The sequence below is a fragment of the Nocardia sp. NPDC058666 genome (assembly GCF_042714895.1).
Taxonomy (GTDB): Bacteria; Actinomycetota; Actinomycetes; order Mycobacteriales; family Mycobacteriaceae; genus Nocardia.
This window is the reverse complement of record NZ_JBHXRY010000007.1, coordinates 36,068-52,602: the sequence shown is the minus strand read 5'-3', so window position 1 is coordinate 52,602 and position 16,535 is coordinate 36,068. Positions and strand designations below refer to the sequence as shown.

The following is a 16,535-nucleotide window of genomic DNA, read 5'->3' as shown; positions in this document are numbered from 1 at the left end:
ATCGCCCACAAGGATCCGACCCAGTCAGCATTCCGGCGGTGAGCCCCTGGTTGCATCCTCACGACGTACAATTGCAAGTGGGATATACGTTGCGAGGCAACATATTCGACTTCTGACCAGGGGGATTGATGTCGACTGTCGACGACAGGATTGTGATCGCGGCAGGCTGGCTACACGCCAACGTCGTCCGCGTCGACGACGCGCACGCGGGTTGGGGTTGGTCGCCGGACGTGGCCCCAAATCCCCAGGACACCGCCGAGGCAGTCTGTGCATTGACCGCCGCCCAAACACACGAGCCGGTCCACCTACTGGCGCCCACCCTCGACGTACCGGAAAAGCCCAGCGTCACGGCGCTACTACGCCTGGGCAGCGTCACCCATGCAACCCAGGGCGAGTGGACCTTCCAGTCACCTGTCGACGCGGCGTGGCGCCTGCGTGCGCTGGTCGCGCTGAGCGCGGGTGAAGCCTTCCCGGACATACTCCCGTATCGCCAGGCACTTCTCACCGCTCAGGACGCTCATTCGGGCGGTTGGCCGATGTCCGACGGGATCTCCTCGATCTCAGTCACGTCTACGACGGCAGCGATCCGGGCACTACTGGAACTCCCCGACTCCGACACCGAAGCTGCCACTGCCGTCCGTCGCGGCTGCGACTTCCTCATCAACGCACTGCTGCACGACGATCCTCACGCCACCACCAACTTCGCCACCGCGAAGATTGCGTGCCTTCTCGGTACCGGCCCCCTCGCGGAAATGAGCAACCCGCGCATCACACGAGCACACGCGCGGGCGGTCGACCACGTGCTGAACTACCTGGAGACCGCACCGGGCACCCTCGAGGAGGAGCCGATTCGTCGTGGCAACGTCACCCAAACCTGGTACCACGCAACGCTTCCACAGTCGATCATGGCTTTGTCGACCTCGCGAAAGCAGCTGATCTTCCACCCCGCGTTCAGAAGCGGCTTCACCGAACTGCTGGATTACCAGCAACTTTCGCCCACACACCGTGATCACGGCGGGTTCAAGACCTCCCGGGGCGGCATCATCACGTCGTACGCGACTGCCCAATCGATCCACGCGTTGATCCAAGTGAATGCCGAAGTGCGCCAGCGGGTCAACCCCGGCACCGTCTTCGACATGCTGTGCGACGTCAATAGCAGCCACCACACCGATCCGCAGAATATCTCCCCATCGAAGCTGCCGCCGATCCGAATGAACAGCTCGGCGGGCGCCGCGATCTTCGGCATGGGCCTGGCGGCCGGCCTCACCATCATCTTCCTCGCGTTGATGTTCGACGAGGGCATTCTCGTCCCCCTGGGAAAGCCAGGCAGCCGGGCTCTCATATACTGGGGCACAGCCTTCATCTCGGTCGGTCTCTATTGCTGGGCAGCAACCCGATTCCATCGGCTCACCAGGGGCAAGATGGTCTCGCTGGTCGCCGCGATCTTCACCGCAGGTATCTTCCCCTTCTTGGCGTTCCTACTGACATAGGGTCCGCTCGATCGGCGGCACCGGGCTGCATAAAAGCAACACGTTCTGCAGTTCCCTGGCGTTGCTATCGCGCGCAATTGTTAACTCCGGCAAACGCTTCCGGTACGAACACCCGCGTAGAATTGCAACCATGATCACTGGCGGCTGGGTCAAGATCTGCGGTGTGAGATCTCCGAGGGACCTGGAGGTCGCTCTGTCCAGCTCACCTGACGCCATCGGCTTCATCTGTGGCGTTACGCACGAAAGCGAAGACGCCCTGACTGTCGCTGAGGCCATCGAGCTGTCGCGCCAAGCGAGGCTCTGCTTTCCCGAAATTGGCCGGGTGCTTGTCACCCATCTCGAGGATGCCGAAGCCATTCTGGCCCTGGCCGCTGCGATGGATGCCGAAATAGTACAAATTCATGGCCTCGTCAGCATTCAGACAGTCAAGGACGTATACGACCGCGCACCTGACCGCCTGATCATCGTCCGGGCCGTTCATGTGGACGGGCCCGAGTCAGTCCACAGAGCCATCGAAGTTGCGCCTTACTGTGATTGGGTGCTACTCGATACCCGAACGAGTAATCGACTCGGAGGTACTGGGGAGACCCACGACTGGACGATCAGCCGCCAAATCGTGCAGCGTCTCGCTGGTACGCCGGTAATCCTGGCCGGGGGCCTCACCGCAAACAACGTCTGTGAAGCGATTTCGGCGGTCAACCCGTTCGGCGTCGACGTCAACACTGGTGTCGACGATGCGTGCGGTGACAAGAGCGGCGTGGAGACCCGCGCTTTCACACGACTTGTCACGATGCGATTCATTCCGGGGGAGCATGACCAGGCGTGATGGACCCCTGGGTCCAGGACGGCTGGCGTTGAACCTGCAATGCGGCGGCAATCGCCAGACGAAAGATGCCGAAACCTGCCGATCACAACATCATTGGCCAACTCACGCACTGTGCTGTTGTCATCGACATGAGCCATCACGAACCGTCCGAGAGTTGCCGGGGTGTCACCTTTTGCCCATCGAAATCGCTCCGCGAGTTCAGCCGCCTCGGCGACCGAACCAGCCTGATTCAACCGGCCCGGTAGGCGGGCTGCGTCTCGTGGCCCATTCGGCGGTCACGAAAGATCAGGACCCCGGTGGTGAGGGTGAAGTAGGAGCTTGACGCTCAGAAACCGCAGGGCGGCCGCTGGCCGGCGGTACGGCTCGGTGACCACCGCGATCGGTGCGGGCGCTTCTCGCACGAGAGCCGCTGCCCGCAGGAGGCGAGTGCTCGGTGATCGATCGTCACCCGTCAACAGTGAAGCGGGAGAGGCGTTTGCGGGTCTTGCCGGGTGACACCGAGCGTCACGGGTACCCACAGGGTTTCACAGTCGATAGGATGAAGGCTGTGCGCGATCCGCGCACCCGATCCCCGGAGGTGTCCTGGCGTGGCTGAGCCCTGGCTGTCTGCTGAGGAGATCGCCGCTCACCTTGGCATCACAAAAGACACCGTCTACGACTGGATCGCCGACAAGAAGATGCCGGCTCACCGTGTGGGCCGACTCTGGAAGTTCCAGACCAGCGAGATCGACGAGTGGGTGCGTGGCGGCGGGGCCGCTCCAGAGTCTCACGAGCGCGACGACAAGGCCGACACGTGATCGCCCGCGCCGCTCGTCGGCCAACGTGTCGGAGGGTTGACGTATCCTGATCGACTCACCATTTTCCAGAGGGGGTGTCCCGTGAGCAGCAGCTCGCCCGCGTCGTCGCGCTACGCACTGTCGTTCACGACCGGCGGCCTCCTGGAGCGAGAGGCCGCAGTCCTGGCACCCGTGTACGCCGAGCATCGCGACTGGGCGAAGGTACGCGACATCGCCGTCGAAGAGAATCTCCTTCAAACGCGCACTCGCAGCACGGGTGTCCGTCGAGCGCGAGAGGCCGTCAACCGCCTATCGGCGCTGTCCGACCGTGAGGTCGAGATCCTCACCGACGTCACGGCCTCCGAGCGCGGCCACCTCATGTGGGCAGCCGCGTGCCGTCGCTACGACCTCATCGGGGAGTTCGCCGAGGAAGTCCTTCGTGAGCGCTTCCTCACCTTGGCGGGTGCCGTGTCCTACGAGGACTACGACTCCTTCTACCGCACCAAGGCCATGTGGCACGACGAGCTGAACGAGGTGACCGACCTCTCGTACAAGAAGCTCCGGCAGGTGGTCTTCAAGATGATGGTCGAGGCAGGGCTGCTGACGGCGAAGGGCGCCATCGAGCCCGCTTTTCTCTCCGCGCGCGTCGTCGAATGCCTCACCCACCGCATACCGAGCGACATCCGCTTCTTCCCGACGAGGGTGGTCTAATGCCCCTGCACTCCAAGACGACACTGGCTCAGCACGAGGAGCACCTGTTCAACGTGCTCAGCAGCGAACGATTCCTGAAGATGGAGGGCCTCGGCAACGAGGTCGCCCACTTCGTCTACGACTATGACCCGGCCTGGGCGCTCGACGTCGCCCAGGCCAAGAAGCGCATCAAGACCAAGCTCGACACCGAGCTGGGCATCAAGGTCTTCGAGATCAACCTCTACGACCTGTGTGTCGAGTTGCTCAAAAAGCGCAATGTGTGGGATCGCGTCCTTGCTGCTGAGCCGACGAAGGACAAGCCCGAATTCCTCAAGATGCTGCAGAACATGCTCGACCCGGAAAGGCATCTCGCTCCGGCGATCAAGGAGCGCATCGCGGACGAGTCGTTCCAGATCCTGTTCCTCACCGGAATTGGCGAGGTGTTCCCGTTCGTGCGTTCACACACAGTGCTGAGCAACCTGCAAACCGTCGTCTCGGATAAGCCGATGCTGATGTTCTTCCCCGGACGGTACGAGGTGTCGGCCACCCAGGGCTCAGCACTGGTGCTGTTCGCCCAGCTCAAGGACGATTCCTTCTACCGTGCCAAGCGCATTCTCGACCAGGAAGCATGATGCGATGAAACTCAACGAGATCTTCCACAAGGACATCACCCGCTCGATCGGGGGCGTCGTCCAGGCCGACGATGCCGACCACCTGGGCATTGAGGTCGAGGAGTATGTCTTCACCAACGACGCCGCGAAGGGTGTTGCGCCGTTGCTGGAGGAGTACACCAACTACACGGACTCCAATGGTGTGTGGATCTCAGGCTTCTTCGGTTCCGGTAAGTCCCACCTACTCAAGATGCTCGCGCACCTCCTCGGCGACGTCGAGGGTCAGGCGTTCCCGCGCGAAAAGGTAAGCGAGAGTTTCCTCGGCAAGACCGACGATGCGATGCTCATTGCTTCGCTGAAGAAGGCTGCGGCTATCCCCGCGAAGAGTCTGCTGTTCAACATCGATGTGAAGGCGACCTTGATCGCCAAGGACCAGACCGACGCCCTGCTCAAGGTGTTCGTCAAGGTCTTCGACGAAAGCCGCGGCTATTTCGGCAACGACGGTGCCGTCGCCCGCTTCGAGGAAGATCTGGACAAGCGCGGCCAGTACGACGCCTTCAAAACTGTGTTTGCCCAATACGCCGGCATCGACTGGTCCCAGGGGCGCGAGCAGACCGCGTTGGAGGGCCACAACATCGACAAGGCGTTCGCCGAGGTCAACGGCGAGGCGAACACCGGCATCATCGACAAGTACCAGAACTCCTACGCCGTCTCGATCGAGGATTTCGCAGCATCGGTAAAGGCATGGATCGACAAGCAGGAGCCCGGCTTCCGGCTCAACTTCCTCGTCGACGAGGTCGGCCAGTTCATCGCCGATGACGTGAAGCTGATGCTCAACCTCCAGTCGATCGCCGAGTCCCTCAACACCAAGTGCAAGGGATTGTCCTGGGTCTTTGTCACGTCGCAGGAGGACATGGACAAGGTCATCGGCGACCGAACCAAAGAGCAGGGCAACGACTTCTCCAAGATTCAGGCCCGGTTCAGTACGAAAGTGAAGCTGACCAGCCAGGACGTCGAAGAGGTCATCAGCAAGCGTCTGTTGGAGAAGAACGATGCAGGCGCGGCCGAGCTTGAGTCAATTTACGCCAACGAAGCCGCGAACTTCCCGACGATCTTCAACTTCGTCGACGGCGCGAAGTCGTACCGCAATTACGTGGACGAGGCCCGCTTCGTCAACACCTACCCGTTTGTCACCTACCAGATCCCGATGTTCCAGGCGGCCATCGAGGGCCTGTCCGACCACAACATGTTCGAGGGCAGAAACAGCTCGGTGGGCGAGCGGTCCATGCTCGGGGTGGTGCAGGAGGTTGCCAAGCACATCGGCGGCGAGCAGATGGGCTACCTCGCGACCTTCGACCAGATGTTCGCCGGAATCAGCGCGGCGCTGAAGTCGGCGACCCAGAGCGCGGTCCTCCAAGCCGAAAAGCACCTGCCAGACCCTGACTCCGACGTCACAATCCTGGCCAACCGCCTGCTGAAGGCGCTGTTCCTGGTCAAGTACGTGGACACATTCAAAGCAACGCCCCGCAATCTGACCGTGCTGGTATACGACCGCTTCGGGCTCGATCTCACTGGTCTGGGCAAGCAGGTGCAGGAGGCACTCAACCTTCTGGAGTCGCAGTCCTACGTCCAGCGCAACGGCAACATCTACGAGTACCTGACGAATGAGGAACAGGAGATCGAGAAGGAAATCAAAGGGGTCGACATCGACTCCTCCGAGGTGTCCAGCAAGCTCTTCCGGTACCTCTCGTCCGACATCCTCAAGACTAACAAGCTCAGATACGCGAAGAACGGACAGGACTTCCCGTTCGGCTACAAGCTCGATGACATCGTGCAGGGCAACCAGCGCGAGCTGACCATCCACTTCATCACGCCGGAGACGAGTTACAGCGACTCGGAGATCGCCGCGCAGAGCATGGGCAGGGACGAGCTCCGGGTGTTCCTCGGTCGCGACAAACGCCTGTTGGCGGACCTGCGTCTGCTGCTGAAGACCGAGAAGTACACCAAACAGCGCACGAACTCGGGCGCGACGCCGTCGGTGCAAGCGCTCCTCCAGTCGAAGCAGGTGCTCAACGCGGACCGCGAGAAGGATCTCATCGAGCGCCTTCGCCAGGCGGTCGGCAAGGCGCAGCTGGTCATCAACGCCGCCGAAGTCACCTCAAACTCGCAGGACGCCCTCACCCGCGTGGCGGATGGGTTCCAGGAACTCGTCAGCCGGACCTACACGAACCTCGGTCTACTCGGCGGCAAGGTGTACCCCGAACAGCAGGTCGCCGGTGCGGTCCAGGACGACCAGGGGCTGTTCAGCGCGGGAAACCTGAGTGTTCTCACCTCCCCGGGCACCGAGATGGAGTCCTGGATCCTCACTCAGACGGGTCTGGGTGAGCAGGTGACGATCAAGAAGGTCGTCGATCGCTTCGAGCGCAAGCCCTACGGCTGGGATCTCGGCTCGATCGAGGTGGTGTTGGGTTGGCTCGTCGGCACCGGCAAGGTGGCGCTGAGCGTCGACTCCAACCCGGTCGTTCGCACCGAGGCAGCAACCCTGATCCGAAACACCGGCAAGCACCAGCACACCGTCGTGGCACCCCAGAAGTCATACGACCAGACGAAGGTCGCCGCGTTCAAGAAGTTCTGCGCCGACTTCTTCGACGAGGGTGCCGTGCCGAGCGACCCCACCGAGTTGGCCCGATTCGGCAAGGACAAGCTCGCGGCCAGGCGCGATGAGCTCAATGCCCTCGTCTCCAGCAGTCGGTACTCGTTCGTCAGCCAGCTCTGCGACGTCGTCACCATGCTCGATCACGTTGTCGGCAAGACGGTGGACTGGTACCTCAGTGATTTCGACAAGGCCGACGAGCTGCGCGAAGCCAAGGAAGAGTTGATCGACCCGATCAGGTCCTTCCTCAAGGGCCAGCAGGCCAAGATCTTCGACGACGCGCAGGCCCTCTTGACCGCCAATGCTGGGAACCTTGGCTACCTGCCTGGCAGTGCCGATTCGGTCACGGCGCTGCTCGCCGATCCCAATGCCTTCCGCGGCAGCAAGATGAACAAGCTCAAGGTCGCAGCCGACGCCCTGCGGGGGCAGATCGATGACGTCGTTGCCGAGAAGCGCGCGGACGTAACCGCAGCGATCGAGGGCCGCAAGGCGGAGATTCTCGGCAGTGTCTACTACGCCGCCGCCACCGCCAGCGCCCAGGACAGTGTGATCGGGCAGATCGACTCGATCGTTGCGCGACTTGTCGGCGAGACTCAGATCGCGCTCATTCTTCAGACAGGTTCAACATTCGAACAGGACGACTACCCGGTGCTGCTGAGCCGACTCGTCGAGTCTCAGCAAGGCGGGGGCGACAATAAGACGGCGCCGAAGCCGATGGTGTCGGTCAAGACGATCCAGGTCTCGGGTGTTTCCGGTGTCCTCGAATCCGAAACCGACATCGACAACTACCTCGCCGCACTGCGCGACGCGCTTGTCGCCACCCTCAACGACGGAAAGCGAATCACGCTCTGATGGACACCGCCCCGCTCAAGTCCTTCGCCACCTCGGCGCGTACGGAACTCATCCGTGAGGTAGGTGCGCGGATCATCGCGGTCCTCCCCCAAGGCTCACCTGAGCGCGTCGAGCAGCCCCGGGCAGTGGCTGCGTTGGAGCGTGCCATCGCCCGGGCGGGCGGAGGTGACAAGGGCAAGGCGCATGTGGCTGACAAGGTTGCCTATACGTGGTTCAACCGCATCATCGCCCTACGCTTCATGGATGCCAACGGCTACACCGGCATTGGTGTGGTTTCGCCTGCGGCCGATCAAGTCGGTCAGCCCGAGGTGCTAGCCGCAGCCAAGCGTGGCCAGATCGATGGTGGGGTGGTCAGGGGAACGGATGCCGCGACCATCACGGGGCTGCTCAACGGCACCCGCCCGCCGCGTACCGGCACCGACGCTCAGGCGGAGGCGTACGCGTTGCTCCTCACGGATTATTGCCGTTATTGGAACAGCGCAATGCCCTTCATATTCGAGCGCGAAGGCGACTACACCGAGTTGCTCATCCCGGCCAATCTTCTTGCTGAAGACTCGGCCCTGAGTCGCTCCGTGAAGGTGCTTACGCAGGACGTGTGTCGGGATGTCGAGGTCATCGGCTGGCTGTACCAGTTTTACATCTCGGAGCGCAAGGACGAGGTCTTCGCCGGGTTCAAGAAGAACAAGAAAGCCGGTGCCGACGAGATCCCCGCTGCCACTCAGCTTTTCACCCCGCACTGGATCGTCCGCTACCTTCTTGAGAACTCGGTGGGCCGCCTGTGGATGCTCAACCGCCCTGAGTCTCGTCTCGTCGACCAGATGGACTACTACATCGCCCCGGTTGACGAGGAGACCGACTTTCTCGAGATCACCACGCCGGAGGAGCTGAAGGTCATTGACCCGGCATGCGGTTCGGGCCACATGCTCACCTACGCCTTCGACCTCCTGTACGAGATCTACGAGGAGGAGGGCTATACGCCGTCGCAGATCCCGGGCCTGATTCTCACGAACAACCTCTACGGCACCGAGATCGACCCGCGAGCAGGTGCATTGGCCGCGTTCGCCCTGACGATGAAGGCCGCGGCCAAGCGCAAGCTCTTCCTCAAGAATGCGGTCGAGCCGAATATCTGTGTCCTTGAGCCCATCACTTTCGCTCCGCACGAGCTGGACTACCTCGTCACCAAAGACGGAGACCGGCACGCGGAGGAGGCGTTCTGGAACCAGTTCGCCGAGGCCGACACCTTCGGCTCCCTCATCCAGCCCAACCCCGACCTGACGGTCCGGCTCGCGAAGCACCTCGCGACGCTCGACGGCGACGGCGACGGCGACCTCCTCGGCCTCGGTGCTGTCGACCGCGCCCAGCGCATCATCGACCAAGCTACATGCCTCACGCGTGACTACGCGGTGGTCGTCGCGAACCCGCCCTACATGGGCAGCAAGCAGATGAACGCCCTGCTTTCACAGTTCATGAAGGACGAATACCCGGACGTGAAGTCCGATCTCTTCGCTGGCTTTATTGAGCGCTGCACCAATCTCGCCGGGCCGCGAGGAGCGGTGGCGATGATCACGATGCAGTCCTGGATGTTCCTCAGCTCGTACGAAAAGCTCCGAGCCTCACTCCTTACGAAGCAGCGAATCGCTTCGATGTTGCATCTTGGTGCTCGCGCCTTCGACTCGATCGGCGGCGAGGTCGTGTCCTCGACTGCGTTCGTCCTGGTGAACGTGCCGACGGATAATCGGGGCGCTGCTCGGAAGCAGGCTGGCACCTTCATCCGCCTCGTCGATGGGACCTCCGAAGCGGAGAAGATCGCTGCGCTCAGCGCCGCCCTTGAGGTTCGGGCCAAGGATGCGGGTCTCCACCTGGCGTCGGACGCCGATTTCGCAGCCATCCCCGGCTCTCCGATCGTTTACTGGCTCAGTGAAAAGATTCGGGCAACTTTCCGCGTCGGTAAGCCGCTTGGTGAGGTCAGCTCTCCGCTTGTGGGTCTGCGAACCGGGGACAACGCCCGTTTCATGCGCCTGTGGTGGGAGGTAGCCAGCAGCCGATCAAGTTTTGCCTGTGACTCATTGCGCGCGGCCGAAACGGCTGGTGCGAGGTGGTTCCCTTACAACAAAGGCGGCGCGTTCAGGCGCTGGTACGGCAACCACGAATACGTCGTCAACTGGGAGAGGGATGGGCGGGAAATCGAGGAAGAGCTCGCGAGGAGATACCCATACTTGGTACCAGCGGGAAAGACCCTCGTCCGGGGCCAGGGTCGCGACCGCTACTTTTCACCGTCTGTGTCATGGTCCGACATCTCGTCAGGCGCGCCCTCATTTAGGCATTTCCCGAAGGGCTTCATTCATGGCAACAAGGGCAACTCTATATTCGGTCCGACGTCGCTGCAAGATCGCCTTCTCGCGGTAATGAACGCTCCCTGCGCGACGGTGATCCTGGAAGCGCTGACTCCCACGATGACTGCCTCCGTCGGCGATGTAGCTAAGACCCCCGTTCCAGACGCGATCGCGGATCTCCCACCGTCAACGACACAAGCGCTGGTTGCAACCGCAAAATCCGACTGGGACGAATTCGAGACATCGTGGGGCTTTGAGCGGAACCCACTCATCGCAGCCTTCGGAGGTGCTTAGTTCGCTTGGCTGCCGGCTGAGGCCATACACAGGGTAACCAGCGAGTTCTCCTGAAAGCTCCATGAGGTCTCGGCAGAGTCCCAATCGTCGACGGAGTTTGACTTCAGCTGTGCAACGATAGGAGTGAGCACGCCGGTGTCAGCCCTATCGATCAACCATGGAAGCGATCGTATTTGCCCAACCTCGAAGTTTAAGGTAGGCGCCAGCGCTGCCATCATATGGTTTACAGTTGAGGAATTTGCAAATCCAAGAACTGAGTCAAGGTCGTCGTCGCCCGTTACTGCAACAGCGGCGTCAGTGAAGATGAATCCGCGATCGTGCGCCCTGAAGGATATTCCTCCGGAGGAGATCTTCGTACAGGCGATGGACGGCCTGAATCTCGTATGAATATTCCTTGGCGTGGAGCCAGCGAAGTCGATAACCGCTTGGCCGTCATCGCCCCAGAAGATGACCCAGTCATTGTTGCCGTACCACCGACGGAAATCGCCTCCCTTATCGCTCGCTTGCCAAGGCCGCGTTGGTGTTGTGGTGTTGTGGTCACGACTGAACTCCGATCCGCAACGACTCACCTCCCACCACAAGCGGAGAAAGCGTCTGTTGTCTCCTGTTGTGATTCCCTGGGCGACGCCGTACGTAACCCCTAGCGCGCCGCCATCTCCCGCCCTAGCGAAGACCGCGCGCATCTTTTCACTGAGCCAGTAAACGATCGGAGAGCCGGGGATGGCCGCGAAGTCAGCCTGCGGCACGACGTGGCGGTTGTATGTGCCGTCGAGAAAGAGCGCCTCGATCGCGGAGACCGACCTGACATCGACGTGCTGCTCGAAGAGGCGACGATAGACGCCCTTCGCCGTCCCGGCCGGCGCGTTGTTCATGACGAACGCGACCGTGCCGAAGTCCGACCCGAAGATGCCTCGTCCAAGGTGGACCATCGACACAATCCGCTGGTCCCGAAGCAGGTCGTGCCGCAGGTCTTCAAACGACTTCAACGACATCCACGACGGGAGGTTGATCATCGCCCAAACGCCGCCACTACCAGTCGTCAATTTCTGTGCCCGGACCATGAACGCCGTCATGAGATCCGACTTCGCGGTCGGGTATTCGTCCTTCATGAACTGTGTTGAGGTAAGCCCGTCTCGCCGCTGCTTTGACGACGTCTTGCGGCCTACGCCGCCGTCGGTGTCTCAGGGAGCAGCGTGCGGAATGGCTACCCCGATGGCTACCCCTGGCCAGGAGGCGGAGGTGACCATAGGGGATGCCAAAATCAAAGCAGCGCAGCAAAGGAACAGGCTCCGTCTACCAGAACTCGCGGGGGCAATGGGTGGCGACCACCGAAGTCGGCTGGACGGCTCGAGGAACCCGGCGTCGACTCACGTTGAAGGCGCGGACCGAAGCCGAGGTCTGTGCCAGGCTCGCCGAGGCACACCGACGGATCGCGGCTGAGGGTCCTGCAGCGACATTCGCCACCGTCACGATGAAGCGGTGGGCCGACCAGTGGCTCGCCCAACGCCAGCGGATCGTGCGCCCGGGCACGTTCATCTCGGACCGCTCAGCGGTCCGCAGGTGGATCGTCCCGACCATCGGGCACCTGCGGCTCGACGCCCTGACGCCATCGGACATCCGCAGGGTAGCGGCGTCTCAAGAGGAAGCCGGGCTGGCGCTCGCCACGATGCAGCGCACTTACGCCGTGCTGAGCAAGCTCCTCGCCGATGCGGTCGCCGACGGGTACCAGGTCTGTCAGCGTGCGCGGGAGACGCCTGGCCCCGGGCATGGGCACTCACCGAGACAGCCGCTCTGTGTCGCCGACGCGATGAAGATCCTCGCCGTGGCCGCCGACCGGCCCGACGCGTCACGCTGGGTAGCAGCCCTCGTAGGAGGCCTTCGCCCGGCCGAGGCGCTCGGCCTGACCTGGGACATGATCGACCTCGACGCTGAGACGATGGCGCTTGCCTGGCAACTCAAAGCACTGCCGTACGTCGAACACCGGAATCCAGATAGCGGTTTCCGCGTCCCCCGCGGCTTCGAGCATCGCCACCTGCACGGCGCTTACCACCTCGTGCGCCCAAAGACCCGCGCTGGCAGTCGCGTCATTCCGCTCGTCCCTTGGCTCGTCGTCGCACTCAGGACGTGGCGGACGCAGTCGCTGTCGCCTCACGGGCTGGTCTGGCCTCGAGACGATGGAACTCCGCGATCGGCCGAGTTCGACCGAAAGCAGTGGTACGAGCTCGCCGAGCAAGCGAAGGTCACCGTGCCACTCCCGGACGGCCGGAAGCGCCACCCGCTGCTGTACGAGGCTCGCCACACGGCCGCCACCCTGCTGCTCGCCAACGGAATCGACGAGACCACCATCAAGGCTGTGCTGGGACACTCCTCAGTGCTCAGTACCCAGTCCTACCTCCACACCGACCGGACGAGGACCCGAGCGGCGCTCATGGCGTCTGCGGAAACGCTGGGCCTGGCGGGTAGTGTTGGCACACGCACATCGGCTACCCCAATGGCTAACCTTCCGTGTCCGGCCGTGGCCGACAGGGGAATTCGAGATACCGGCGATCCTTCGTGAGGCACAGTTGAAGACACTTGAACAGACCGTTGCGCAGCATCGAGAAGAGTGGGCCGAGCGCTCACTCGCCCAGCAACAGCTGGAGATCGCGAACAACGAGGCTGTCGCGAAGCTGTACGGGCTCGAGGACGAAGTCCCGTCGTATGTGCCGCTGGAACGGGTGTCGCTGACGAACAACTCCGCATTCCGCTGGCCGAACAAGACGCCCGAAGAGCGCGACGCCCTGTTTGCCCAGTCCGCCATCGTCGACCTCATCTCCTACGCTGTCGGCTGCATGTTCGGTCGCTACAGCCTGGACAAGCCAGGCCTCATCCTCGGCGACCAGGGATCCACCCTCGACGACTACCTCACGAAGGTCCCACACCCGACGTTCGCGCCGGATGACGACAATGTCGTTCCGATCGTGGACGGAGATTGGTTCGAGGACGACATCGTCGAGCTGTTCCGCCAGTTCCTCCGTGTCGCGTTCGGCGAGCAGCACTTCGAGGAGAACCTGCGGTTCGTCACCGCGACTCTGAGTTCGATCACCGGCATTCGGACGCTGCGGGACTACTTCATCAAGACCACTGCGCGCGGGGCGGCATCAAGGTTCTACGACGACCACGTCCAGCGCTACAAGAAGCGGCCGATTTACTGGCTCTTCGCCAGCCCCAAGGGCTCGTTCAACGCCCTGATCTACCTGCACCGCTATACGCCGTCGACGGTCTCGACAGTGCTGACCTACCTCCGGGAGTACGTGACCAAGCTGGAATCGGCACTCCAGCAGGCCGAGCGCGCCGGTAACGCGAAGGAAGCGGACCGGCTGCGCAAGATCGTGGTCGAGTTGAACGAGTACGAGCACGACACCCTCTACCCGAAGGCATCCGAGAACGTCATCATCGATCTCGACGACGGAGTCAAGGCCAACTATCCGAAGTTCGGTGCGGCGCTGAAGAAGATCCCCGGACTGGAGACGGCGAGTGACTGATCTGACCTCCGTGCAGGAGGCCCTCCAGATCCGACTCGAATCGCAGCGGGTTGTGTTCTGGCACGATCCTGCCAGCGAGTACGCCGCCGAACTCGACGCACTCGAGCTCGGTACAGTTGACGTCATTCGCGTGCAGGACAACGAGTTCGGCGTGAAGAACACGATTCTCGCCGACCACGTCGGTAAGCACCTCGTCTACCGCAGCGGCGAACTCCCGCGTGGCACCGCGAACTGGTTGCTCGATCTCGAACTCGCTTACGGCGTCTTCACGGCCGACAAAACCTCCATGCTCCAGCGGGAACTCGGCCTCAGCGACCCGGCTCTGCTGCCGGTGATCGAGCAGCACCAGAAGTTCTTCGCCGCGAACAGCCGCAAACAGGCACTGGAGAAACTCCTGAAGGACGGAGACGACGCCGCCCTCCTCAGTGCCAAGATGTGCCAGGTGCTCGTCAAAGCGTCAGGGCACAAGCTGACCGACATCGTTCGCGAACTCCTCGTCGAGAATGCGGCCAGAAAGACGGCCAAGTTCGACGACCTCGTCACCTACGGCCTCGACCAGTTCTTCTGGGACGGGCTCGCCAGCATCTACAAGTACCCGAGCACATCGCCGACGATCGACGACTTCGTCCTCTGGATGTTCGGCCGCGCCGTCGAGGACTTCGCATCGACCACGCCCGACGAGCTCCGCAACATCCGCAGCGACTTCAGCAGTCTGCGCTACGACGTCCGCACCCAGGAAGCGATGACGACGCTCGCATCCCGAGCGGCCGCCGCGCTCGACGTGAAGGCCAAGATCGAGCACCGCGACTACCGCGAGCTGGCCACGATCACGATCTTCGAGGAGATCGACCGCAAGGTCATCGTGGACCTTGCCGCCGCCGTCGCCACTCAGTCGGTGACGCCCCGCGAGGTCTCCGACATCGTCCGGCAGCGCCAGCACAGCCTGTGGAGCGCCAAGTACGCCAAGCTCTACGCGGCCATCCACAGCGCGTCGGAACTGCTCGCCGCGATCGCCGCGCTGCCGCACGCTATCGCCTCGGCGGCGCTCGGACTGGAGAAGTACCAGTCCGACTGGTTCCGCATCGACCAGCAGTACCGCTGGTTCACCCACGGCCACCAGACCGCCGACTTCCAGCAGCCGCTCGAAGCGCTCAAGACCGAAGTCGACAAGCAGTACGCCAACAAGTACCTCTACAACTTCGGCGGGCTTTGGCAGCAGGCACTCGAGCCCACGGGTGAGTGGAAGTCTGCGGCCCTCGCGCCGCAGGCGAAGTTTTTCGAACACCACGTCGCCCCCGTTGTGAAAGGGGGACGCACCAAAGTGGTCGTCATCATCTCCGACGGCATGCGCTACGAGATCGGTGAGGAACTGGCCTCCAAGATCCGCAGCGAGAATCGGTTCGACGCTTCGCTTTCCGCCGTACTCGGCTCGGTGCCCAGCTACACCCAACTCGGCATGGCGTCGCTGCTCCCGCAGTCGAGCTTGGAACTCGACCCCGAGGGTCTCCCGGTCCTCGCGGACGGGAAGCCGACGAACGGCACGGTGAACCGAGGCAAGATCCTGAACTCGGTCAAGGGGCATGCCATCAGCGCCGCCGATGTGATCGCGATGCCCAGCGACGAACTGCGCGAACTCTATAAGCAGCACCAGATCTTCTACGTCTACCACGACCGAATCGACGCCGCGGGGGACAAAGCGCCGACGGAGCGGACCGTCTTCGAGGCCGCCGATGAGACCCTCCGTGAACTGTTCCATCTGGTCAAGAAGTGGACCAACGCGAACGCGACCAACATCGTGATCACCGCCGACCACGGGTTCCTCTACCAGGACATCCCACTGGAGAAGTCCTACTACGTCTCCGAGTCTCCACAAGGTGCCGCGGTCACCAAGATCAACCGCCGCTACGTGCTCGGTCGGTCGCTGAAGCCGTCTTCGTCCTTCATGACGTTCACCTCGGCGCAGGCTGGACTGGTGGGAGACATCGACATTCAGATTCCCAAGTCGATCCACCGTATCCCGCAACCAGGCGCGGGAACCCGCTACGTTCATGGCGGCGCATCCCTCCAGGAGATCGTCGTCCCGGTGATCACGGTCAACAAGAAGCGCAAGAGCGACATTCGTCCGGTCAATGTCGACCTCATGCCGGAGACTGACAAGATCACCACGGGGCAGCTCGCGGTCAAACTGGTCCAGCGCGAGCCCGTCACGGACAAGATCCAACCGCGACAGGTTCGGCTCGGCCTCCACGTGGGGGACGTCCTGATCTCCAACCAGCCCATTCTCACGTTCGACAGTGCGTCCGACGACCAGCGCGATCGGTACCAGAAAGCCGTGCTCTACCTGACCGAGGATGCCGACCAGTACAACAACCGGCCCGTCGAGCTGAGGCTCGAAGAGCCGATCCCGAACACGACGCAGTGGAAGCTGTTCTCGAAGGGGAACTACACCATCAAGCGGTCGTTCACAACGGATTTCGACTTCTAGG

11 protein-coding genes are annotated in these 16,535 nt (G+C 62.3%); 10 read left to right on the top strand and 1 reads right to left on the bottom strand.

Features of this window, described 5'->3' with window-relative positions:
- Nucleotides 1-128: 128 nt before the first annotated feature.
- From ACFWVD_RS17890 to pglX, 7 genes are all read left to right on the top strand, one after another.
- On the top strand, nt 129-1,490 hold the full coding sequence (locus ACFWVD_RS17890; protein ID WP_379244049.1) for a hypothetical protein: 1,362 nt from the start codon (nt 129-131) through the stop codon (nt 1,488-1,490).
- A 130-nt stretch (nt 1,491-1,620) separates the two neighbouring features.
- Entirely contained in the window at nt 1,621-2,316 is a 696-nt protein-coding gene (locus ACFWVD_RS17885; protein ID WP_379244047.1) for a phosphoribosylanthranilate isomerase, read from the top strand.
- A 587-nt stretch (nt 2,317-2,903) separates the two neighbouring features.
- Complete coding sequence (locus ACFWVD_RS17880) at nt 2,904-3,113, top strand: helix-turn-helix domain-containing protein (protein ID WP_379244045.1); 210 nt, start codon at nt 2,904-2,906, stop codon at nt 3,111-3,113.
- A gap of 81 nt (nt 3,114-3,194) precedes the next feature.
- Nucleotides 3,195-3,803 (top strand): DUF1819 family protein, encoded by a 609-nt coding sequence (locus ACFWVD_RS17875; protein ID WP_379244044.1) that lies wholly within the window; start codon nt 3,195-3,197, stop codon nt 3,801-3,803.
- Nucleotides 3,803-4,414, top strand: a complete 612-nt coding sequence (locus tag ACFWVD_RS17870) for a DUF1788 domain-containing protein (RefSeq protein ID WP_379244042.1) — start codon at nt 3,803-3,805, stop codon at nt 4,412-4,414. The genes ACFWVD_RS17875 and ACFWVD_RS17870 overlap by 1 nt, the downstream gene beginning before the upstream one ends.
- Nucleotides 4,415-4,418: 4 nt before the next feature.
- Nucleotides 4,419-7,898, top strand: a complete 3,480-nt coding sequence (gene brxC, locus ACFWVD_RS17865) for a BREX system P-loop protein BrxC (RefSeq protein ID WP_379244040.1) — start codon at nt 4,419-4,421, stop codon at nt 7,896-7,898.
- The gene (gene pglX / locus ACFWVD_RS17860; RefSeq protein ID WP_379244038.1) at nt 7,898-10,525 is read left to right on the top strand and encodes a BREX-1 system adenine-specific DNA-methyltransferase PglX; all 2,628 of its coding nucleotides are present in this window, start codon (nt 7,898-7,900) and stop codon (nt 10,523-10,525) included. The genes brxC and pglX overlap by 1 nt, the downstream gene beginning before the upstream one ends.
- Here pglX and ACFWVD_RS17855 read toward each other — a convergent pair.
- A complete protein-coding gene (locus ACFWVD_RS17855) occupies nt 10,522-11,634 on the bottom strand; it encodes a hypothetical protein (RefSeq protein WP_379244037.1) in 1,113 nt (370 codons plus the stop codon). The two genes, pglX and ACFWVD_RS17855, sit on opposite strands and share 4 nt — an antisense overlap.
- Before the next feature lie 209 nt (nt 11,635-11,843).
- Between ACFWVD_RS17855 and ACFWVD_RS17850 the strand changes: the two genes are divergently transcribed.
- From ACFWVD_RS17850 to pglZ, 3 genes are read left to right on the top strand one after another with little or no spacing between them, the layout of a single operon-like run.
- Complete coding sequence (locus tag ACFWVD_RS17850; RefSeq protein WP_379244035.1) at nt 11,844-13,082, top strand: tyrosine-type recombinase/integrase; 1,239 nt, start codon at nt 11,844-11,846, stop codon at nt 13,080-13,082.
- A 7-nt stretch (nt 13,083-13,089) separates the two neighbouring features.
- On the top strand, nt 13,090-14,049 hold the full coding sequence (locus ACFWVD_RS17845) for a hypothetical protein (protein ID WP_379244033.1): 960 nt from the start codon (nt 13,090-13,092) through the stop codon (nt 14,047-14,049).
- The gene (pglZ, locus tag ACFWVD_RS17840; RefSeq protein WP_379244031.1) at nt 14,042-16,534 is read left to right on the top strand and encodes a BREX-1 system phosphatase PglZ type A; all 2,493 of its coding nucleotides are present in this window, start codon (nt 14,042-14,044) and stop codon (nt 16,532-16,534) included. The genes ACFWVD_RS17845 and pglZ overlap by 8 nt, the downstream gene beginning before the upstream one ends.
- Nucleotide 16,535: the final 1 nt, after the last annotated feature.